Source organism: Streptomyces rapamycinicus NRRL 5491 (genome assembly GCF_024298965.1).
GTDB classification, from domain to species: domain Bacteria; phylum Actinomycetota; class Actinomycetes; order Streptomycetales; family Streptomycetaceae; genus Streptomyces; species Streptomyces rapamycinicus.
On record NZ_CP085193.1, the window covers coordinates 2,194,009 to 2,213,893 of the forward strand.

16 protein-coding genes are annotated in these 19,885 nt (G+C 71.1%); 2 read left to right on the forward strand and 14 right to left on the reverse strand.

The window, feature by feature from the left end:
- Positions 1-44: 44 nt before the first annotated feature.
- The 8 genes from LIV37_RS09095 to LIV37_RS09130 form a co-directional block, all read right to left on the reverse strand.
- Positions 45-2,315: a glycoside hydrolase family 3 N-terminal domain-containing protein gene (locus LIV37_RS09095; protein ID WP_020866815.1), complete on the reverse strand. Its 2,271-nt coding sequence runs from the start codon at positions 2,313-2,315 to the stop codon at positions 45-47.
- Positions 2,312-4,246, reverse strand: coding sequence for a cellulase family glycosylhydrolase (locus LIV37_RS09100; protein WP_020866816.1), 1,935 nt, complete (start codon positions 4,244-4,246; stop codon positions 2,312-2,314). Before LIV37_RS09100 ends, LIV37_RS09095 begins: the two co-directional genes overlap by 4 nt.
- A 78-nt stretch (positions 4,247-4,324) precedes the next feature.
- Positions 4,325-5,392, reverse strand: coding sequence for a LacI family DNA-binding transcriptional regulator (locus LIV37_RS09105; RefSeq protein WP_243146375.1), 1,068 nt, complete (start codon positions 5,390-5,392; stop codon positions 4,325-4,327).
- Positions 5,393-5,412: 20 nt separating this feature from the next.
- Positions 5,413-6,240 (reverse strand): carbohydrate ABC transporter permease, encoded by an 828-nt coding sequence (locus LIV37_RS09110; protein ID WP_020866818.1) that lies wholly within the window; start codon positions 6,238-6,240, stop codon positions 5,413-5,415.
- 17 nt (positions 6,241-6,257) lie between these two features.
- Positions 6,258-7,196, reverse strand: coding sequence for a carbohydrate ABC transporter permease (locus tag LIV37_RS09115; RefSeq protein ID WP_020866819.1), 939 nt, complete (start codon positions 7,194-7,196; stop codon positions 6,258-6,260).
- Positions 7,197-7,248: 52 nt separating this feature from the next.
- On the reverse strand, positions 7,249-8,538 hold the full coding sequence (locus LIV37_RS09120) for an ABC transporter substrate-binding protein (protein ID WP_020866820.1): 1,290 nt from the start codon (positions 8,536-8,538) through the stop codon (positions 7,249-7,251).
- A 206-nt stretch (positions 8,539-8,744) separates the two neighbouring features.
- Positions 8,745-10,241, reverse strand: coding sequence for a carboxylesterase/lipase family protein (locus LIV37_RS09125; protein WP_020866821.1), 1,497 nt, complete (start codon positions 10,239-10,241; stop codon positions 8,745-8,747).
- Positions 10,242-10,281: 40 nt separating this feature from the next.
- On the reverse strand, positions 10,282-11,184 hold the full coding sequence (locus LIV37_RS09130; protein ID WP_020866822.1) for an MBL fold metallo-hydrolase: 903 nt from the start codon (positions 11,182-11,184) through the stop codon (positions 10,282-10,284).
- A 365-nt stretch (positions 11,185-11,549) separates the two neighbouring features.
- Between LIV37_RS09130 and LIV37_RS09135 the strand changes: the two genes are divergently transcribed.
- Both LIV37_RS09135 and LIV37_RS09140 read left to right on the forward strand, forming a co-directional pair.
- Positions 11,550-12,938: a glycoside hydrolase family 10 protein gene (locus LIV37_RS09135; RefSeq protein ID WP_020866823.1), complete on the forward strand. Its 1,389-nt coding sequence runs from the start codon at positions 11,550-11,552 to the stop codon at positions 12,936-12,938.
- A 40-nt stretch (positions 12,939-12,978) separates the two neighbouring features.
- Positions 12,979-13,740, forward strand: a complete 762-nt coding sequence (locus LIV37_RS09140; RefSeq protein ID WP_020866824.1) for a polysaccharide deacetylase family protein — start codon at positions 12,979-12,981, stop codon at positions 13,738-13,740.
- Here LIV37_RS09140 and LIV37_RS09145 read toward each other — a convergent pair.
- The 6 genes from LIV37_RS09145 to LIV37_RS09170 form a co-directional block, all read right to left on the reverse strand.
- Positions 13,727-15,100, reverse strand: coding sequence for a cation:proton antiporter (locus LIV37_RS09145; RefSeq protein ID WP_243146374.1), 1,374 nt, complete (start codon positions 15,098-15,100; stop codon positions 13,727-13,729). The genes LIV37_RS09140 and LIV37_RS09145 overlap by 14 nt on opposite strands.
- 195 nt (positions 15,101-15,295) lie before the next feature.
- Complete coding sequence (locus LIV37_RS09150) at positions 15,296-16,498, reverse strand: ABC transporter permease (protein WP_020866826.1); 1,203 nt, start codon at positions 16,496-16,498, stop codon at positions 15,296-15,298.
- Entirely contained in the window at positions 16,495-17,259 is a 765-nt protein-coding gene (locus tag LIV37_RS09155) for an ABC transporter ATP-binding protein (RefSeq protein ID WP_020866827.1), read from the reverse strand. The genes LIV37_RS09150 and LIV37_RS09155 overlap by 4 nt, the downstream gene beginning before the upstream one ends.
- Complete coding sequence (locus tag LIV37_RS09160; protein ID WP_020866828.1) at positions 17,256-18,410, reverse strand: peptidoglycan-binding protein; 1,155 nt, start codon at positions 18,408-18,410, stop codon at positions 17,256-17,258. Before LIV37_RS09160 ends, LIV37_RS09155 begins: the two co-directional genes overlap by 4 nt.
- On the reverse strand, positions 18,407-19,012 hold the full coding sequence (locus LIV37_RS09165) for a hypothetical protein (RefSeq protein ID WP_020866829.1): 606 nt from the start codon (positions 19,010-19,012) through the stop codon (positions 18,407-18,409). Before LIV37_RS09165 ends, LIV37_RS09160 begins: the two co-directional genes overlap by 4 nt.
- A gap of 300 nt (positions 19,013-19,312) precedes the next feature.
- Positions 19,313-19,882 carry a hypothetical protein gene (locus tag LIV37_RS09170; RefSeq protein WP_148717863.1) on the reverse strand — a complete coding sequence of 190 codons (570 nt, stop codon included), beginning with the start codon at positions 19,880-19,882 and terminating at the stop codon, positions 19,313-19,315.
- Positions 19,883-19,885 lie beyond the last annotated feature (3 nt).

Below are 19,885 nucleotides of genomic sequence, written 5' to 3' on the forward strand. Positions count from 1 at the left end.
ACCATACTGACGGCCCATCACATAACCGTCCAGACGGCGTGCGATCAGCCCGGCGGCTCGATCACCAGCCGTGCCCCCTGCGTTTCGCCGGACGAGGGCCCGGTTTCCAGCAGCAGTTCGCCGGGTTCGACGGCGAGGCCCAGGTCCCGGGTGACGGAGGCGAGGGTGTCGGCGTCGATCGCGAACACGGCGTCGGCCTCCTCCCCCGGCCGCAGATCGAGGCGGACGAAGCCGCGGAGCTCGCGGACGCGGGGCCACGAGTGGCCGCCCGACAGCCGGCGCACGTAGAGCTGGACCGTCTCGCGCACCGGCCGCTCACCCGTGTTGCGCACGGTGACCCGGCAGACGAGGGTCGGGTCGTCCGGGGCGAGGCGGGCGCGCGAGAGCCGTGGCGGCGCGTAGCCGACCGTGGTGTACGACAGTCCGTGGCCGAAGGCGTAGCGGGCGGTGGCGGGCTGGTCCACATAGCCGCGGTACCGGTGGTCCTTGGCGTTGTAGAACACCGGTAGCTGCGCGGCCGACCTGGGGATGGACACCGGCAGCCGCCCCTGGGGCCCGGCCGCGCCGAACAGTACGTCGGCGACGGCCCGGCCGCCCCACGGACCCGGGTACCAGGCGCTCAGCACCGCCGCGGCCTTCTCCGAGAGGTCGGGCAGGGCGTGCGGACGCCCCTGGACGAGGACCACGACGACCGGCACACCCGTGGCCGCCACCGCGCCCAGGAGTGCCAACTGCCCGTCGGGCAAGCGTAGTTCGGCCAGGTCGACACCCTCGCCACAGGTCATACCGGCGGGGTTGGCGGAGCTCACGACGGCCGCGCCGTTGGTGTCGAAGGTGGTGTCGCCGGATCGGGCGCTGGACCCGCCCAGGACGAGCACCGCGATGTCCGCCGCCGCCGCCAGCGCGACCGCCTCGGGGACGCCGGAGAGATCGCCGCCGACCAGTTCGCACCCTGGCCCGTAGGTGACCTCGGTGTCCGGCGGGGCGGCCGACCGGATGCCGTCCAGGATCGTGACGTGGTGGGAGCCGGGGCGCTGTGGCGCGGTGTAGTCGCCGATCTGCTGGGCGATGGAGTCGGCGTTCGGGCCGAGGACGGCGATCCGGCGGGCCGAGGGCGTCAGCGGCAGCACGCCCCCGTCGTTGGCGAGCAGTGTGATGGACGCGCGGGCCACACGTTCGCTCAGCTCACGCGGGTCGGAGGGCCGGTCCGCGGCGGGTGCGTAGGGCCGTTCGAAGAGGCCCAGGCGGAACTTCAGCGCCAGCACCCGGGCCACGGCGGTGTCCAGGGTCCGCTCCGCGACGAGCCCCTGGGCCACCGCCTCGGCCAGCCGCGGAAAGCAGGCGTCCCAGAGGCTCAGGTCGCATCCGGCGTTGAGGGCCAGGGCGCCCGCGGCCACCGGGTCGCCCGTGAGCCGGACCAGACGGTCGATGGCGCCGCCGTCCGCCATGACGATGCCGTCGAACTCCAGCCGCTCCCGGAGGAGTTCGGTCAGCAGCGGCCGGCTGGCGACACAGGGCAGACCGTCGAATTCGTTGTAGGCCGCCATCACCCCGGCCGCACCGGCGCGTATCCCGGCCCGGGCCGCCGCCAGATGGATCTCGTGCAGTTCACGCGCGCCCAGTTCGGTGGCCGCGCTGTTGCGTCCGCCGACCGTGGCCCCCTGCCCGGCGAAGTGCTTGAGCACCACGGCCACGTCCGCCGTGCGCATCCCCCGCACCAGCGCCTCGGTGAGCCGGGCCGCCAGATACGGGTCCTCGCCGAAGCACTCCTCCGCGCGGCCCCAGCGCGGGTCGCGCACCAGGTCGAGGGCGGAGACCAGCGCCACGTGGCCACCGCGTGCCCGCACCTCCGCGCCGACCGCGGCCACCGCGGCCTCGTAGAGCCCGGGGTCCCAGGTGGCGCCCACGGCGAGGTTGACCGGCAGCACGGTGCCGTCCAGGGCCTGGTGGCCGTGCGGAACCTCCTCCACGAACAGCACGGGTATGCCAAGACGGGTGTTCTCCACGACATGCCGCTGTACGGCATCGGCGACCCGCGCCCCGTCCGCCGCCGTGATGCCGTCGGCGAAGCCGACACCGGACCAGGCGTCGGCCCGCTGGAGCCCGTACAGGGCTCCCATCCCGCCGTACGTGGCGACCTCGGCGCGGAAGGCGTCGGTGAGCCGGTGGCCGCTGTCGGTGCGCTCGTAGGCGTGCCAGCCGTACATGCGCTGGTTGACCTGGCCGACCTTCTCGCTGAGCGTCATGCGCCCCAGCAGATCGCGGACCCGCTCCGCCACCGGCGCGGTGGGGTCCCGGTAGGGCTGGCCGGTCACGTCAGCTCCAGGACGCGCACACCGTACGGGCCGAGGGTCACATCCGCCGTCGCCGCGCCGGACGCCAGGTCGCGCAGCGTCCCCTCGGCGACGGGGCGGACGGTGACCTCCTCGGGGCTCTGGCTGACCAGCCATACGAAGCGGCGCCCGTCGTCGTGGACGAGGAGGTCCGCGCCGACGTGGGGGCTGTCGACCGTCACCGGGCGGTGGACCCCGGCCACGTCGGCGAGCGCCGCGTACAGCCGGTGGGTCTCCTCGGGGTTGGCGCGGGCGGTGCGGGCGGCCATGTGCTCCAGGGGGTAGGTGGCCAGGACGGTGCGGCCGCGCCCGGTGTCGCGTACCAGGAGGGCGGGCCGCCCGTGGGCGTCGACGGCCACCACCCGGGCGTCACGCGGGACGACCGGCAGATACGCCCGGCTGTCCTCGTTGCCCGCGACCGGGAAGCGCAGCGAGGTCCCGGCCGTCAGCCCGCCGAAGTCCTCGGTGAACGTCATCTCCAGGACGTCGTCCTCGATGGGCTCGGCCACGCCGTAGGACAGCTGCAGTTCGACGCCGAACAGCCCGTCCAGGTCGTCGAACCACGGGCCGCGGGTCCCCGGGTGCTCGCCGGAGCAGAACGAGAGGTAGACGGTGGCGCCCGCGTGGGCGCGGCGTTCGAGCTCACGCCGGGTGCGCGTGGTGAGCTGGCGGGTGGCGGGGAGCAGATACAGGGCCGCGTCGCCGGGCAGCCCGTCGGCTTCCCGGGTGAAGCCCACCGGCAGGTCGGCGGCGCGCGTGGCCACATAGCCCTGATGCAGCGATGTGAAGATCAGCGGCCGGTCGGCGGGCCTGCTGTAGGGGTAGCCGCGCTCCAGGAAGGCGGGCACGACCAGGGCCGCGTCCGCGTCGGCGCGTCGGCAGTGTGCGAAGTCCACGGCCTTCAACACCTCGGCGAACGCGGCCAGTTCGAGCAGCGGGGCCTTGGGGGCGCCGGTGTGGTCGGTGATGCCGAAGTGCATCTCGAAGGGGTGGTGGTCGTACGGCGAGCGGTCCCACAGGTCGTCGTAGTCGGTGTTGTTCCAGGCCATCCAGCCCGTGGCCCCGCCGAGCAGCGAGTTGTGCAGGGTCTGCCGGTAGTAGACCGCCGCGTTCCGATCGGACACGGTGTCCGTGGAGAGCCCGAACTCCTCCAGGACGACGGGCTGTCCGGTGACCGACGCCAGTTCGCATTCGAAGGCGGCGCGCAGGTGCTGACGCGGCCGGTCGGTGTCCGAGCGGTAGACGTGCGGTCCCACGAAGTCCACGTACTCGGCGGTCTCGCGCAGTGAGAAGCCGTTGTCGCGCCCGGTGACCTCGATGCCCCACGCGCCGTCCCCGAGGGAGACGGGCTGGGTGCCGCCGGCCGCCCGTACGGCGTTGCACATGGCCTGCGCCCAGGCGGTCACCACCTCGGAGGAGGGCGGATCCACCTGGTAGACGCGGCCGTAGCCGGGCATCTCATTGGTGATGAGCCAGCCGGTGACCGCCGGGTGGTCCTTGAAGCGGCGGGTCATCTGGGACACGAACCAGGCCTGGCGGCCGACCATCCACACGTCCTCGTAGAGGTCGCGGCCGCCGCGCCAGACGGGGTCCCAGTTCTCGCCCGACATGTGGCCGACGATGAAGGTGGGCACCGTGCCCATGCCCGTCTCGGTGTGGGCGTCGAGGAAGTCGCGGAAGCGTTCGCACAGCGTCTCGTCCACGCGGTCGGGCTGTGGGTGGAAGTCGGGCCAGTAGAAGAACGACCGGGTCATCGTCAGGCCGTGCTCGCGCAGCACCCGCAGTTCCGCGCGGACCGTCTTCGGGTCGTAGTCGCGCCACATCAGGGGCCCGCCGGTGCGGGACCAGAAGTTGGCGCCGAGCCAGGGCAGGACGGCGGGGTGGTGGGTGAGCTGGGCGCTGTGGCGTCGCATGGTCCTTCTCGGATGTCGGTGGTACGGGTGGGGGGTGGCCCGGCACGGGGCCGGGATTTCGGCGTCAGCGGGAGGGCGTCAGCCAGGGGCGGGTCCGGTGGACTCACGGACGACCAGCCGCGGCCGGTCGTCGAGCGCCGCCTCCTCGACGTCCTCGCCGCAGCGCGCGAGGAGCAGCCGCGCGGCGGCCGCGCCGACCCGCTGCACCTGCTGGTCCACCGTGGTCAGCCGGGGGTGCAGCCAGCGGCCGAGCGGCAGGTTGTCGTAGCCGACGACCGACAGATCGTCGGGGACGCGCAGCCCGGCGCGCTGGGCCGCGCCGATACCGCACATCGCCATGGAGTCGTTGGCGTAGACGATCGCGGTGGCGCGGTCGGCGGCGTCCAGCAGGGCCTGGGTGGCGGCGACGGCGGACACTTCGGTGAAATCGGTGTGCAGGACCGCGTAGGGCCGCAGGCCCGCCTGCCGGAGGGCGGTTTCGAAGACACCGCCGCGCAGCCGGGTGTGCTTCAGGTCCGCGGGGCCCGCCACATAGGCGATCCGCCGGTGTCCGAGCCCGAGCAGATGGCGGACGACCTCCTCGACGGCGGCGGCCTGGTGGCCGAGGCCGACGCGGGGCACGGCGGCGGCCCGGTCAGGGGGACCGAGCAGCACGGCGGGCAGGCCGAGGCGGGCCAGCAGGGCGGGGCGCGGGTCGTCGGCGCGGGCGTCGGTCAGGACGGCGCCGTCGACGCGGCCCTCGGCCGCCAGCCGCTTGTAGAGGGCGTTCTCCTCCTGGGCCCCGGCCACCAGGTGCAGCAGCAGACCGTAGCCGCGCGGGGCCAGTTCGCCCTCGATTCCGGTGATCAGCTCGCTGAAGTGCGGGTCCGCGCCGAGCACATCGGTGGGGCGCCGGACGACGAGGGCGAGGGTGCGGGTGCGGGCGCTGCGCAGGGCGGCGGCGGACGCGCTCGGCGACCAGCCGAGCTCCGTCGCGGTGTCGAGGATGCGCTGCCGGGTGGCCTCCGACAGCCGGCCCTTGTCGTTGAACGCCTGGGACACGGCGGCGGTGGACACACCGGCGGCGGCCGCCACCTGTTTGATGGTGGGGCGCCGTCCGGGTTTCGCGGCGGTCGTGCGCACTCCCTGACCGGTGGTCGTGCTCACTCCTTGACCGGTGGTTGCGCTCACGCCTTGACCGCCCCGTTGATGAGCGCCTGCTGCATGCGCTTCTGGAGCACCGTGTAGACGACCCATACGGGGATCAGGGTCAGGACGGTACCGGCGGTGAGGACCCCGTAGTCGGTGCCGGTGATGGCCTTGAGAGTGGGCAGGGCCACCTGCACGGTGCGCTGTTCGGGATCGGGGCCGATGATGATCAGCGAGTACAGGTATTCGTTCCAGAAGGTGAGGAAGTTCAGCAGGAGCACGGTGGCGATGCCGGGCAGGCACATCGGTATGTAGATGTGGCGCAGCACCGTGTAGGTGGACGCCCCGTCCATCCGGGCGGCCTCCTCCATCTCCCTGGGGATGGTCCGCATGAACTGCACCAGGATCACCACCGACAGTGGCATCGCCGTCGCGGGCAGGAAGAAGACCATGAACAGCCGGGTGTGGAACAGCCCGGTGGCGGCGGCGAGCAGGAAGGTGGGGAAGAGCGCCGCGAACGTGGGGATCAGGAAGCCCAGCGAGAAGACCTGCTCCATCGCCGAGGCGAGCCGTCCCGTCGAGCGGGCGAGCGCGAACGCCGCGGGCAGCGCCAGCAGCAGGGTCAGCGCCAGGGCGAGGACCGTCACCAGGGCGGAGTTGACGACGGCCGTGCCCAGGTCGGCGCTGTCGTAGGCGGTGCGGAAGTTGCCGAAGCCGAACGACTCGGGCAGTGCGAAGGGATGGGCGAAGATCTCCTCGTTGCTCTTGAACGCGGAGGCGAGGAAGTAGTAGAGCGGCACGATCAGCAGTACCGCGTAGGTCCACACCAGGATGTGTGCGGGCAGCCAGCGCTTGCCGAGTTTCATGGTGAGCCGCCTTAGGATCAGTAGTTCTGGCGGAACGCGCGGCGGATGGCGAGCAGTCCGACGAGCCCGGCCAGGAAGAGGATGACGCCGACGGTCTGGCTGTAGCCCAGGTCGGCCGCGATGAACGCCTTCTGGTAGACGAGGAACGACAGCGTCGTGGACGAGCTGCCGGGGCCGCCCTGGGTGAGCAGCAGCACGTGCTGCGCCGAGCCGAAGAGGGTCCACAGGAACTGCAGCATGGTCACGACGCCGACGTAGTCGCGGATCACGGGGAAGTGGATGCGCCACATGGTCCGCCAGTGCCCGGCCCCGTCCAGCTGGGCCGCCTCGCCGAGGTCGTCGGGGACGCTGTCGAGCCGGGCGGCGAACAGGACGGCGGTGAAGCCGATCCCGCTCCACACGTCCAGGGCGATGAGACAGGCCAGCGCCGTGGATGGCGAGGCGAGCCAGGCGTCGGTGAGCGAACCGAGCCCCACCGACTGGAGCGCGCCGTTGGCCAGCCCGTCCGGGGAGAGCGCCGCGTAGAACACCATGGCCTTGGCGGGGGTGGAGATCAGTCCGGGGATGAACAGCAGATAGCGGATCACCCGGTGTCCGGGCGGCTTCTGCGCCACGTAGTAGCCCAGCATATAGGCGCACACGATCATGATCGGCAGCGCCACCGCCAGCTGGACGGCGGTGTTGCGCACCGCGTCCCAGAAGACGGGGTCGTCCAGGACGGTGCGGACGTTGCCGAGCCCGGCGAACGACACCGGCTGGAGCATGCCCGGCCAGTGCAGGGCGGCGATCACGAAGATGGCGATCACCGGGCCGATCATGAAGACCGCGTACCAGACCAGTGCCGGGATGGCGAGGATCGTGCCGCCCTGCCTGGGTGTGCCGGTACGGCCTGTGGTGGCGGGCGGTGCGGGGTGGCGGATCGCGGCCCCGCCCGGGGGTGACGTCAGCGTCGTCATGAGGTGGCTCCCGTGGAGTCGGGCTCGGGATATGAGCGAACGGGCGGGCGGTTCACGCGGAGCGGTACGCGGTCTCGAGCGTGGCGCGGACCTTCGCGGCGCTGGTGCCGCGGGTGAAGGAGGTGCTGGTGGCGGTGATCAGCGGCTGGGCGGCGGCGGGCGGGACGTACACGTCGGGCAACAGCGCCTGGCTCACCGTCGAGCCCAGCCGCTGGGCCGCGGCGACCAGCGGGAAATCGGTGCTGACGGTGTCGGAGCGGAGCGCCATGTCGCGGCCGCTCTCCTTGATGAACCGGGCGACGGTGTCGGGCCGGTACATGAAGCGCAGGAACTTCTCGACGGTGTCGATCTTCTTGGTGCCGTTCGGGCTGATCCAGAACCCGATCAGGGTGTAGGTGCGCAGGATGGTGGGCTTGTCGTGCGCGGCGCCATCCGCCAGCGGCCACCCGCCGACCTCGGTGTGCCGGGCCACCTTCGGCGGCACCTTGGCCAGCGCCGAGGACATCGCCGACTCGATCGCCGCGGCCTGCGTGTTGAACTGCGTCATCATCGTGTCCGAGATGAGGCCCTGCGCCTTGTCGGCGAAGACGCCCGCGTCCCGCAGCGTCACGAAGTACTCGATGCCCTCCCGGGCGCCCCTGCTGCCGAAGTCGCCGGTGGTGTAGGTGTGCCGGGCCTCGTCCTCGGTCAGGAAGGTCTGGATGATCTGGGCGAGCAGCTTCTGCCCGGTCCAGTCGTTGCCACCGACGGTCACGGGCGCGATCCCCTTGGCGCGCAGCTTGCGGGCCGCGGCGATCAGCTCGTCGCCCGTGGTGGGTATCGCGTCGACGCCCGCACGGTCCAGCAGGGCCCGGTTGTAGGCGATCGGCCAGTTGGTGGCGAAGTAGGGGAAGGCGCGCACCCTGCCCTTGGCGTCGGTCCAGTCGGCGAGCGCCTGCGGGAGCACCCGCGTCCGCAGCCCCCAGTCGTCCAGATAGCCCTTGACGTCGACCGTGGCGCCGACGTCCGTCCACGCCAGCGTCTTGTCGTAGAGGTTGACCATGACGACGTCCGGCTCCTTGCGGGCCAGCCGCGAGGTCTCGTAGACCTGCGCGAGGTCGTCGCCGTTGATGAGGTTCTTGACCTTGAGTCCCGGATTCTCCTTGCGGAACCGGTCGAGGGCCGCGAGGTAGGTGGGCGATCCCGGCGCGGTGGTGCCCAGCTGGCTGTGCACCACGAGCGTATCGGGATCGGAGTCCGCCCCGGTGAGTGCGGAGCAGGCGGAAAGGCCGGGCAGGACGGTCGCGGCGGCGAGGCCGGAACCGGCGGCGAGGAAGCCGCGCCGAGTCAGCGGTGAGTGCACTGCGGGGGTCTCCAACCAGGCGGTTAACGAGTGGTTAATCGATCTACCTCGAGGGTGTGAGGAATGTAGGAGCCACTTCGCCTCCGGTCAAGCCCTTGCCGGGGCCCAAAACACATCGGACCCGCGGAACCCCATCCGCCGCCGAGAGCGGATGGGGTGCGGGTCGTCCGTGGTGGTGGGCCCGTGATGACGCGCCCGTGATGGCGCTATTCCCAGGCCAGCCGCACCCGGGCGCCGGGGTCCGCCACCTGCGTCCATGTCTCGGCGATGCGCATGGTCGTCCTGCGCGCGCCGTCGTACGGCGGCCAGCCGGGGTCGCCCGTCCTCGCGAACCGGATCCAGGTGGAGTGGACCCGGGAGGCGAGTTCGGCGGGCGGGTCGGCCGGGCCGAGGATCGCCTCGGGACCGTGCAGCCGCGCCGGCCCGGTGCGGTCGAACACGAACGGCAGCTCCATGACGTGCGAGGCGCCGAGCCGGCCGTCCAGCGCCGCCGACCGCCACGCGAACTCGTAGACGTGCGTACGCGACGAGGGGTGCTGGGCGTGGGCGGTCGCGAGCCGCCGGGTGCCCGCGCCGAACAGGGCATCCGTCATGATGGCGGCCCGCAGCTCGCCCGGGGACGCCCCGGGCCGTTCCCGGCGGTAGACCTCCACCAGCTTCTCGGGGGCGGGGTGGGAGCGTGCCGCCGTGGTGTGGACGTCCTCCTCGGTCGAGGATGTGAGGTGGCCAGACGGGACCAGATAGAGGTTGCCCTCCTCGGCGGTCGTGCCGAGCAGCAGATCGATGCCCGCGCCACGTCCGGCGGCCACGGCCTCGGCCGGCTGCTGGTCCAGGACGAGGCTGAACGCGCTCAGGCCGATCAGCGGGTCGAAGCGCCCGTCGGCCGTGAGGTCGATCCCGGCGAGTTGGGGCATGGCCTCGACGAAGCGCTCGTCGGGGACCGGCGCCAGCGCCTCCGCGGTCGCGGCGGTCCCCAGGAGACGGGCCAGGGCCTGGGTGACCCGGCTCGCCTGGGCGCGGCTGAACGCCCCCAGGCCGCTGCCGCTCTGGATGATCGCCCGCCGGAAGAGCCCTTCGGCCCGTGGGTCGGCCACCACCGCGCCCACGATGGTGGCACCCGCCGACTGGCCGAAGAGCGTCACCCGGGACGGGTCGCCCCCGAAGGCCGCGATGTTCTCCCCGACCCAGCGCAGCGCAGCGATCACATCCAGCAGGCCCCGGTTGTCGGGGGCGTCGGGGAGATGCAGAAAGCCGGGTATCCCGAGCCGGTAGTTGAGGGTGACCAGGACGACGCCGTCCCGGGCGAAGGCGGTGCCGTCGTAGAGCTCCGACCGGGTGGACCCGGCCACGAAGCCGCCGCCGTGCACGAACACCATCACGGGCAGGTCGTCGCGTGTGGTGTCGGGCGTCCAGATGTTCACCGCGAGGTAGTCCTCGCCCGGGACCCAGCCCTCTCCGAAGTACGGGGACATGTCGAGGCGGCCGAACGCGTCGCGCCTCGGCTGCGGTGCCGTGGGGCCCGCGGCGGTGGCGTCCCGGACACCGTCCCAGGGCGGGTGCGGTGCGGGCGGGGCGAACCGGGCCGCGCCACGTGGCGGGGCGGCGTACGGGATGTGCCGGAAGACGGCGGCGTGCTCCTCCTGGCGGCCGCGGACCGCGCCATGGGAGGTCGCGACGACGGGGGCGGTGGTGTGGTTCGTCATGCGTGGTCTGTCTCTTCCTCAGGTTAGCTCCGGCCGCCGGTCACAGGCGTGCGAAGGCTGCCCATTCCTTGACGGCGAACGTGCCGCCCTCGCGCCGTACCTCGGCGGCGCCGTGGCCGCCCAGGTGGGCCGGGAAGACCAGGGCGTGTCGATCGGCTGCCCGGCCGAGGACCCGGCGGCGGGTGGCGCGGGATTCGGCGGGGTCCTCGCAGAAGCAACTGTTGGTGTCGGGGTCCGCGATCTGCACCGGGCTGTGCAGCAGGTCCCCCACGAAGAGCGCGCGATCGCCTCGGGAATCGAGAGCGAGCACGGAGGATCCCGGTGTGTGTCCGGGGGCGAGCTCCAGACGCAGATTGGCGTCGATATCGAGGCTGCCGTCCCACAGCAGCGCCTTGCCCGCTTCCCGGATGGGGGCGACGGAATCCTCGAAGACGTTCTGATTGCCCCTGCCGAGCAGTGGCTTGTGCTCATTCTCCGGATTCCAGAACTCGAAGTCACGCTCGGGGATGAGATACGTGGCGTTCGGGAAGGTCGGCACCCACTGCCGACCGTCGAGACGGGTGTTCCAGCCCACGTGGTCCACGTGCAGATGGGTGTTGACCACGATGTCCACGTCCTCCGGCCGCACCCCGGCCCTGGCGAGATTCCCCAGGAAGTCGGTGTTCAGATAGCTCCACACCGGTGCGTAGGGCCGGTGCTTGTGGTTGCCCACCCCGGTGTCGACGAGAATGGTCTTGCCCTCGCTGCGCAGGACCCAGGTCTGGATCGCGGAGCGCACGTTATCGGTGCCCGGGTCGTAGAAGTCCGGGACGAGCCAGGAAGCGTTGTCCTCCCAGAGCTCCTCAGAGCTTTCCGGAAAGAAGGTCCGGAACGTCAGGTCGACGGATCCGAAGTATTCCTCGACGCGTGTGACGGTGACGTCGCCCAAGGTTATCTGCTGCATGGATATTCGCCTTGCTCATGAGAAGTCCGATTCACAGCAGAATCCTCGTCGGGGTGGGTCGAGGACGGTATCCGTCACCTGACTGCAGTCACTGACGGTGGCGGGCAGCACGCCCGAAAACACGTCATCACGACACCGAAAACTTTTCGGAGACTGGTGAGGTGAGATCCTTTGTGCTGTCGATGACCACGTACGCTCACTGAAACGTCGCAGATCAAAGCCGAAGCGCCATCAGCATCAGCGAGAGTTTCTACCGGAATCATTCCGGAAGAAGCGTTGACGTTGCGTCGGCCGCGCAGCATACTCCGCATCGATCGTTGCCCATCGGCACACCACTGCCACCCGCCCCCGGAGAAGGGACAGCAATGGTCATCGATTCCCGTCAGGCCCGTCAGGAGCGCGGAGAGCGCCGACCTCGGTTACGCGTCCGAAGGGCGTTCAGCCTCGGTGTCGTCGGCCTCCTCACCGCGGCCGGTGTCCTGGCCCTGTCCGGTCCCGCCAGCGCCGCGAGCACCCTCGGCGGCGCGGCGGCGGCCAAGGGCCGCTACTTCGGCGCCGCCGTGGCCGCCAACCACCTCGGCGAATCCCCGTACGCCGGCACGCTGGACACCGAGTTCAACGCCGTCACCCCCGAGAACGAGATGAAGTGGGACGCCGTCGAAAGCTCCCGGAACTCGTTCAACTTCGGCAGCGCCGACCAGATCGTCGGCCACGCCCAGGGCAAGGGCATGAAGATCCGCGGCCACACCCTGGTCTGGCACTCCCAACTCCCCGGCTGGGTGGGCGGTTTGAGCGCCACCGAGCTGCGCTCGGCGATGAACAACCACATCACCAAGGTGATGCAGCACTACCAGGGCAAGATCTACGCCTGGGACGTGGTCAACGAGGCGTTCCAGGACGGCAACAGCGGTGCGCGGCGCAGTTCGCCGTTCCAGGACAAGCTCGGCGACGGCTTCATCGAGGAGGCGTTCCGCACCGCGCGTGCGGCCGACCCCGGTGCCAAGCTCTGCTACAACGACTACAACACCGACGGCCAGAACGCGAAGAGCAACGCCGTCTACAACATGGTGAAGGACTTCAAGGCGCGCGGTGTGCCGATCGACTGCGTCGGCTTCCAGTCGCACTTCAACAGCCAGTCCCCGGTCCCCGGTGACTACCAGCAGAACCTCCAGCGCTTCGCCGACCTCGGCGTCGATGTGCAGATCACCGAGCTGGACATCGAGGGCTCCGGCTCGGCCCAGGCCGACAGCTACCGCCGGGTCACCCAGGCGTGTCTGGCCGTGTCCCGCTGCACCGGCATCACCGTATGGGGGGTCACCGACAAGTACTCATGGCGCGCCAGTGGCACCCCGCTGCTGTTCGACGACAACTACGCCAAGAAGCCCGCTTACACCGCGGTGCTCACCGCGCTGGGCGGCACCAGCGGTGGCGGCGGTGGCGGAGGCGGCCAGTCGTGCACCGCGTCGTACTCCGAGACGCAGCGGTGGGGCGACCGTTTCAACGGCAAGGTGACGGTGACGGCCGGATCCTCCGCCATCAGTGGCTGGACGGTGACGGTGACCGTGCGTTCCGCGCAGACCGTCTCCACCACCTGGAGCGGCACTCCCAGCTGGGACAGCGGCGGCAAGGTCATGACGATGCGGCCCAACGGCAACGGCAACCTGGGCGCCGGAGCGGCCACCAGCTTCGGCTTCACGGTCATGGCGAACGGGGACTGGTCGGCCCCCACCATCGGCTCGTGCACCGCCTCCTAGCCAACCGGCAGGGAACCACACCCGCACTTCAGGAGGGACCATGACCGGACGCGGAAAGACCGCTCCAAGACGAGCGGGGACACGGAGCACCGGGAGAGCGCGGCGGTTCGCGCTCGTCGCCGCGGCCACGGCCGCCCTCGCGGGGTTCTCCGCCGCCCCGTCGCCCGCGGCCACCCACGGCGCGGCGCACACCGAGCGGGCCTGGGCCGCCTGCCCCAATGGCTACGTGGGTCTGACGTACGACGACGGGCCGAATCCGGGGTCGACGCAGGCGCTGCTCAACGCCCTGCGGGCGGGTGGCGCGAAAGCCACCTTCTTCATCTGGGGGCTCCACGCCGACCAGTATCCGGACCTGCTCAGGGCCGAGCAGGCGGCGGGTATGTGGATCGCCAACCACACCACCTCACACGCCCATCTCACCCAGATCGGCGAACCGGCGGCGTACAACGAGATCTCGGGCGCCCAGAACACCATCCGGCGCATCACCGGACAGACACCCACCCTGTTCCGGCCGCCCTACGGGGAGACCAACGCGCAGGTCAGGACCGATGAGGCCCGTCTCGGGCTGACCGAGGTGCTGTGGAGCGTGGACTCCCAGGACTGGAACGGGGCCGGCACCCAGCAGATCGTGCAGGCCGCCGCCACCATGCGGGCGGGCAGCATCATCCTCATGCACGACGGCGGATACCAGACCACGGTCGCCGCCGTGCCGCAGATCCTCAGCGGGCTCGCGGCACGCGGACTGTGCCCCGGCAGGATCACGGCCGGAGCGGGTGGCGGCGCGGTCGTCACGGCTCCCTGAGCGCGGTATCCGGCTGACCGCTTCCGGCCGCGTCGCGCGGCAGCGGCCGCGGACCCGCCCCGGCATCCGCCGCGCCACCGGCGCCCCCGTGTTCGCCACCGCGGTAGGCGGTGCGTGACGGGGGCGCCGGCAACAGGCGCTGCAGCAGCGGGCCGGTCATCATCGTGGTGACCACGGCCATGGCCACCATCACGGTGAAGACGCGGCCGTCGATGACACCGAGGCCCAAACCCACGTTGAGCAGGACGAGTTCGGTGAGCCCGCGCGCGTTCATCAGCACGCCGAGGGTGATGGCCTGCCGTGGAGTGGCCCCGGTGAGCCGGGCGGCGGCCGCGGCGCCGATGAACTTGCCCGCGCAGGCCGCGACGAGCACGGCGAGCAGCATGGCCAGGCCCTGGCCGCCGAGCCCCTGGAAGTTGACGGACAGCCCGGTGACGGTGAAGAAGACCGGGAGCAGCAGCAGGCTCGCCTGCTCGATGCGCGCGGGCACCTCCGGGGTGTGCGCCTCGAGCAGGCGGCGCGGTACGACGGCGCCGAAGACGAAGGCGCCGAACACGGTGTGCAGTCCCATCGCGTCGGTGGCCCAGGCCGACAGCAGCAGACCGCTGAAGACCACGCCTTGGACCACTGTGCTGTCCCGGTTCCAGGACCGCTCGGCCGCCAGCATCCGATGCAGCGCGGGCTTGACCACATACAGCATGGCGAGGACGAAGAGGGCGGACAGCAGCGCCATCCGGGCCAGCGGCCAGGAGCCGTCGGCGTTCACCACGACGACCACGACCGCGAGGATGCCCCACGCCAGCAGGTCCTGGAGGGCGGCGCAGGCGAGCGCCATGGTGCCGATGCGCTCCCGCGCCAGACCGTGGTCGGTCAGGATGCGGGCGAGCACCGGGAAGGCCGTGATGGACATGGCCGCGCCCAGGAACAGCGCCGGGCCGAGCAGCCCCATCCGCCCCCGCTCGGTGAGACCCCAGGACGCGAAGGCGACGGCCAGGCCCGTGCCCAGGGCGAACGGCAGGGCGACGGAGCTGAGCGAGACCGACACCACCTGACGGCCCCGGCCGCGCAGTTGCGCCACGTCGAGGTGGTATCCCACGCCGAACATGAAAAGCACGAGGCCCAGTTGGGCCAGCAGCTGGAGGAAGGGCCGGGCCTGGTCCGGGAACAGGACGGCGGTCGGATTCCCGGGCAGCAGCCCCAGCAGACTGGGCCCCATCATCAGGCCCGCGGCGATTTCCCCCAGCACCGCCGGCTGCCGCAGCCGCTGGGCGATCCGCCCGCAGACGACGGCCGCGGGTACGACCACGGCAAGGCCGATCAGCACATCACGGATGGTCTCTTCCAGCGCACTGCCACTCATGGCCATGGCCCTCCCCCGTCACCGGCTCCGCCCAGTCTCGGTGAGCCAACTCCCATGCAGAAATGCGCACTTGGACGATTGGACATAGCGGGCCAACGCCGGGCACGGTTGCCGTGGACGTACGTGTTTCCCCCGTACCGGGCAGCCCGAAGCCCGGCACCGGGACGGGGGATCCACGGTGCCGGGCGGCTCGGTTCAGACCGTACGCAGCGCCTCCGTCGGTGGCATCCGGGCCGCCCGCAGGGCGGGCAGCAGCCCGGCGATGGCGCCGATGGCCACGGCCGCGCCGAGTCCACCCGCCCAGGCGAGCACCGGGACGACGGTCTCCCAGCCCTTGACGCCCGCGTAGACGAACGTCGCCAGCGTGCCCAGCACCACCCCGACCGCGCCACCGAGCATGGCGAGCAGGATCGCCTCGGAGAGGAACTGCAGCCGGATGGTGCCACGGGTGGCGCCGAGCGCCCGCCGCAGGCCGATCTCCGAGCGGCGTTCGAGCACGGAGATCACCATGGTGTTGGCGACGCCGATGCCCCCGACGAGCAGGGCCACCGCCCCCAGCCCGAGGAAGAGTCCGTCCAGCGCCGACCGCGCGGCGGCCCGGGCCTCGAGCGCGGCCGACGGCTGGGTGACACTGACCTCGCTGGGGTTCTGCGGATTGGCCGTGGCGGCCAGGACGTTGCGGACCTCCTTGACCTGGTCGGTGTCCGACCGTACGTACACCGTGGAGGGGTGGCCGTCGAAGTCCAGGTACTTCTCCGCGGCCTCGTAGCCCACCAGCACCGCCGAGTCGATCTCCGGTGTCAGCTTGGCGGGCTTGAGCACCCCGGACACGTAGAACCACTGGCCGCCGACCCAGACGCGCATGCCCGGGTGGATGCGGGAGATGCCCAGCCGGCTGGCGGCGTCCCAGCCGAGGACGGCCACCGGCTGCCGCGCGGTGGCGGCGTTGAGGTATCTGCCCTGGGCCATCGAGGTGCGCACCGCGGCCGGGAGGCGCAGGCTGGCGGCGTTCACCGAGAGCGAGTTGGTGTTGAGGCTCGGGATGTGCGGGCTGCGGTACGCCTCGGCGTCGGTCTTGCCGGTGCTCTGCACCGCCTCGACCGGGCCGATCCGGGAGATCATGCCCGGCGCCTCGACGGGGAGCTTGGCGTCCCCGCCGCCCAGCGACTGGCCCGGAGTGACCTTCAGCAGATTGGTGCCCAGCTTGTCGATCTCGGCGAGCAGTCCGGCCTGCGAGGAGGACGACAACCCGAGCACCGCCACCATCGCGGCGACGCCGATGGCGATGCCCAGCGCCGACAGGGCGGCCCGCATCCGGCGGGTGCGCAGGCCCACGCTGGCGGTCCGGCTCAGGTCGGCGGGGTGGAGTCGGCCGGGGGCGGGGGCCGTGGAGGTCATGGCAACCGCCTCTCGACGTCCAGCGGGTCCTCCGCCGACATGACGTCCGCGACGATATGGCCGTCGAGCACCTCGATCCGGCGCGGCAGCCGGGCGGCCAGCTCCCGATCGTGGGTGATCATGACGATGGTGGTGCCCTCGGCGTTGAGCTCCTTGAACAGCTTGAAGATCGCGGCACCCGCGACACTGTCGAGGTTGCCGGTGGGCTCGTCGGCCAGCACGATCGCCGGGTCACCGGCCAGGGCACGGGCGATCGCGACCCGCTGCCGCTCGCCACCCGACAGCTGCGACGGCCGGTGGTGGATCCGGTGGCTGAGGCCGACCCGGTCCAGGGCCACGGCGGCCGCCGACAGCCGGGCCGGGCGCCGGACGCCCGAGTACAGCATCCCGTCGGCCACGTTCTCCAGCGCCGTGGCGTGTTCGGCCAGGAAGAACTGCTGGAAGACAAAGCCGATCCGGGTGGCGCGCAGCCCGGCCAGCGCCCGGTCGGACATCGCGGCCACATCCTCCCCCACGACCCGTACCGTTCCGGAGGTCGGCCGGTCCAGGGTGCCCATGACCTGCAGCAAGGTCGACTTGCCGGAGCCGGAGGGGCCAACGATGGCCACCAAATCGCCCCGGTGGATGGTGAATCCGGCCGCGTCCAGCGCCACGACCGGGGAGGCGCCCGGATAGACCTTGGTCACGTCCTCCAGTTGCAGCACCGCCTCGCCGGTGGTCCGCACGTCGACCGGCCGCGTCTCGGTCTCCACGCCGGTCATGACGCGGGCACCGCGATCTTCTGGCCGACCTCGAGTCCGGCGCCGCTGACCTCCACCTTGCCCTCGCTGTCGTCGAAGATCCCGGTGCGCACCGAAATCAGCTTGTGTTTGCCGCCCGCGTCGACGGTCTCGACGGCGTAACCGCCTCCGGCGAGCGCCAGCAGCGCGTTCACGGGCACCGACAGCACGTCCTTCACCGTGTCGGAGACGATGGCCACCTGGACGGGCGCCTGGTCGAGCCCGCCCGTCGCCTTCGGGTCCTTCGGCTTGATCTGCACCTCGATCGTGGTCTTGTCGTCGACCTGTTTCGCCACCTTCCCCACCGACGACACCTCGCCGTCGGTCGACTTGCCGTTGGGGAGGGTGACGGTCACCTTGTCGCCGACCGCCACTCCGGTCTGCTGACTGGCGTTGAGCTCGACGGTGACCTGCCGCTTGGTCGAGGAGACCTGAAGGACGTTCTGCCCCTGCCCGGCCGGGCCGCCGCGTACGGCCCCGGACTTGATGACCCGGACCTCCTCGGCGGGCAGGAACACCGCCTGCCCGAGCGACAGTTCACCCGTCTCCTTCAGCCCGACGTCCTCCTGCAGCTCTTTGAGGGCGTAGAAGGTCTGCATGCTGAAGTAGTCCGAGTCGGGGTCGATCTGCGTCTTGGTGGCGTACTTGAGGCTGACGAGCGCGGCGTTGAGCTGCCGCACATCGGAGCCCTCGGCGCCGTAGGCCAGATCGCGGTACACCGGCTCGGCGGCGCCCTGGAGCATCACCACCGGCTTGCCGCTCACGCGGTAGAGCACCTCGCCCTGACTGATCACATCGCCCACGGCGGGCAGCCTGGTGATGGTGCCCTTGGCGTTGTTGACGACGTCGTACGAACCCGCGTAGCCGAGCGTCCCGTTCTCCAGGGTACGGGCCGACAAGGACCCCTGGGTGACCTTCGCCAGCCCGGTGGGGGCGCTGGTCCTGGCCGACGAGTCCTTCTCGGACTTCTTGAACGGATCGGCCACGACGACGCCCGCGCCCGCCGCGACCACGATCGCCACGACGACGACCGCGGTCAGCCCGCGCCGCTTGCGCCGCGCCGGTGGCGGCGCGCTCTGCCGCTCCGGGGGGCTCGCTTCCTCGTCCTCGGTCGGGGTCTGCGTCGCACTCACGCCGAGCCCCCACCGGGCTTGTTGGGCTCCATGTTGCGCAGGGACTCGGGCTGGTACTGCTTGCAGGCGTCCTCCGCCTTCTTGAACTGCGGAGTGGTCGGGTCGACCTCCAGCTTGAAACCACCGCTCTCGTCGGGATCGGGGAAGCTGGGCACGCCGTTCTTGCGCATGCACTTGGCGTACTTGAGCTTGTCCTCGGTCGGCCACACATCGCCCGGACCGCCGCCACCCTCCTGCGGGGGCGGGGCCGGCATGTACTGCTTGCAGGCTTTCTCGGCCTTCTGGAACTCCTGTGACTGCGGGTCGATTCCGGCGCCCATGCCCTCACCGGGCTTCGGGTCCTTGAAATCGGGCAGACCGTTCTTCCGCATGCACTCCGCGAATTTCAGCCCGTCCCCTTGTGTACCGGCCTCGGGCTTCTTGGACTGCGAGCCCTTCCCGGAGCCCACGCTGGCCACGCTCTTATCGGGTTCGTCGCTGTCGCCACAGGCAGTGGCGAGCAGGGCGACCCCGGTCAGCAGCGCCGCCAGTGCGGTGGTGCGCCGCAGCCTCTTCTTGGGTGCGGCACTGCCATCCGACGGCCGCTCCGTGATAACCACCATGCCACTGTCCCCATTCCTTCGGGATTTCCTGTACCTCCTGTTTTAGCGAGGGGGCGGTTTCGCTGAGGTTTCAGTGGGGGTTACGGCCCGAGGTGTAGAGGTCCCGGCGCGCCGGGCATGCGGAAGCCCGGTCTGACGGGCATGCGGAAGCCCCGGGCTACCGGGCGTACGGAAGCCCCGGGCCGCCGGACGGGTGGTCCGGCGGCCCAGGGCAGAGGCGGCCACCCGGCAGGGCACCGCGCGCGGCACGCGCAGAGGGCCGACATGGGCCTACGCGAGGCCGGGCGGGACCGCCCGGGGTTACGCCGGGCCCGGCGCCCCCGCGGGCAGGTGCCGCTCGCAAGCCTTGTGCGCGTCCCGGAACTCGGGCGACTTGACGTCGATCCCGGCCTCCTCGGGGGCGAAACCGCCGCCCTTCGGATCGGGGAAGTCGGGCACGCCATTCTTCCGCATGCAGTCCACATACTTCGTCAGATCGGGCATCCCACCGGGCGGCGGGGAAGCCCGGCGCCCTTCGGGCATCAGCCGCTCGCAGACCTTCTCCGCCTTCTTGTACGCATCGCCCTTGACATCGATACCGCTGCTGGGGTCGAGCAGAATCGAACCGTCCGCGGCGGGATCGGGAAAGTCCGGCACACCATTGTCCCGAAGGCATTCGACGAAGGCCATGCTTTGGGCCCTCTTGTCCCCCGCCCCGGCGCTGCCGGAGGACTTCGGGGAATCGTCGGAGCCGAGCGCGAAACCCAATCCGCCGGCCACCATCGCGATCGCCAGAGCAGCCCCAAGTGAAACGAGCAGAATGACTAATCTGCCCTGTCGGCGCGTGCCCTCGGGCGGCCCGACCGCTGCCGCGTTCTCCTTCTCGTCCATACT

Excerpts from the sequence above, each read along its gene's own strand:
- LIV37_RS09100 (WP_020866816.1), bottom strand. The coding sequence starts at position 4,246 with ATGCGACGCCACAGCGCCCAGCTCACCCACCACCCCGCCGTCCTGCCC.
- LIV37_RS09110 (WP_020866818.1), bottom strand. The coding sequence starts at position 6,240 with ATGAAACTCGGCAAGCGCTGGCTGCCCGCACACATCCTGGTGTGGACC.
- LIV37_RS09115 (WP_020866819.1), bottom strand. The coding sequence starts at position 7,196 with ATGACGACGCTGACGTCACCCCCGGGCGGGGCCGCGATCCGCCACCCC.
- LIV37_RS09125 (WP_020866821.1), bottom strand. The coding sequence starts at position 10,241 with ATGACGAACCACACCACCGCCCCCGTCGTCGCGACCTCCCATGGCGCG.
- LIV37_RS09130 (WP_020866822.1), bottom strand. The coding sequence starts at position 11,184 with ATGCAGCAGATAACCTTGGGCGACGTCACCGTCACACGCGTCGAGGAA.
- LIV37_RS09135 (WP_020866823.1), top strand. The coding sequence starts at position 11,550 with ATGGTCATCGATTCCCGTCAGGCCCGTCAGGAGCGCGGAGAGCGCCGA.
- LIV37_RS09140 (WP_020866824.1), top strand. The coding sequence starts at position 12,979 with ATGACCGGACGCGGAAAGACCGCTCCAAGACGAGCGGGGACACGGAGC.
- LIV37_RS09145 (WP_243146374.1), bottom strand. The coding sequence starts at position 15,100 with ATGAGTGGCAGTGCGCTGGAAGAGACCATCCGTGATGTGCTGATCGGC.
- LIV37_RS09150 (WP_020866826.1), bottom strand. The coding sequence starts at position 16,498 with ATGACCTCCACGGCCCCCGCCCCCGGCCGACTCCACCCCGCCGACCTG.
- LIV37_RS09155 (WP_020866827.1), bottom strand. The coding sequence starts at position 17,259 with ATGACCGGCGTGGAGACCGAGACGCGGCCGGTCGACGTGCGGACCACC.
- LIV37_RS09165 (WP_020866829.1), bottom strand. The coding sequence starts at position 19,012 with ATGGTGGTTATCACGGAGCGGCCGTCGGATGGCAGTGCCGCACCCAAG.
- LIV37_RS09170 (WP_148717863.1), bottom strand. The coding sequence starts at position 19,882 with ATGGACGAGAAGGAGAACGCGGCAGCGGTCGGGCCGCCCGAGGGCACG.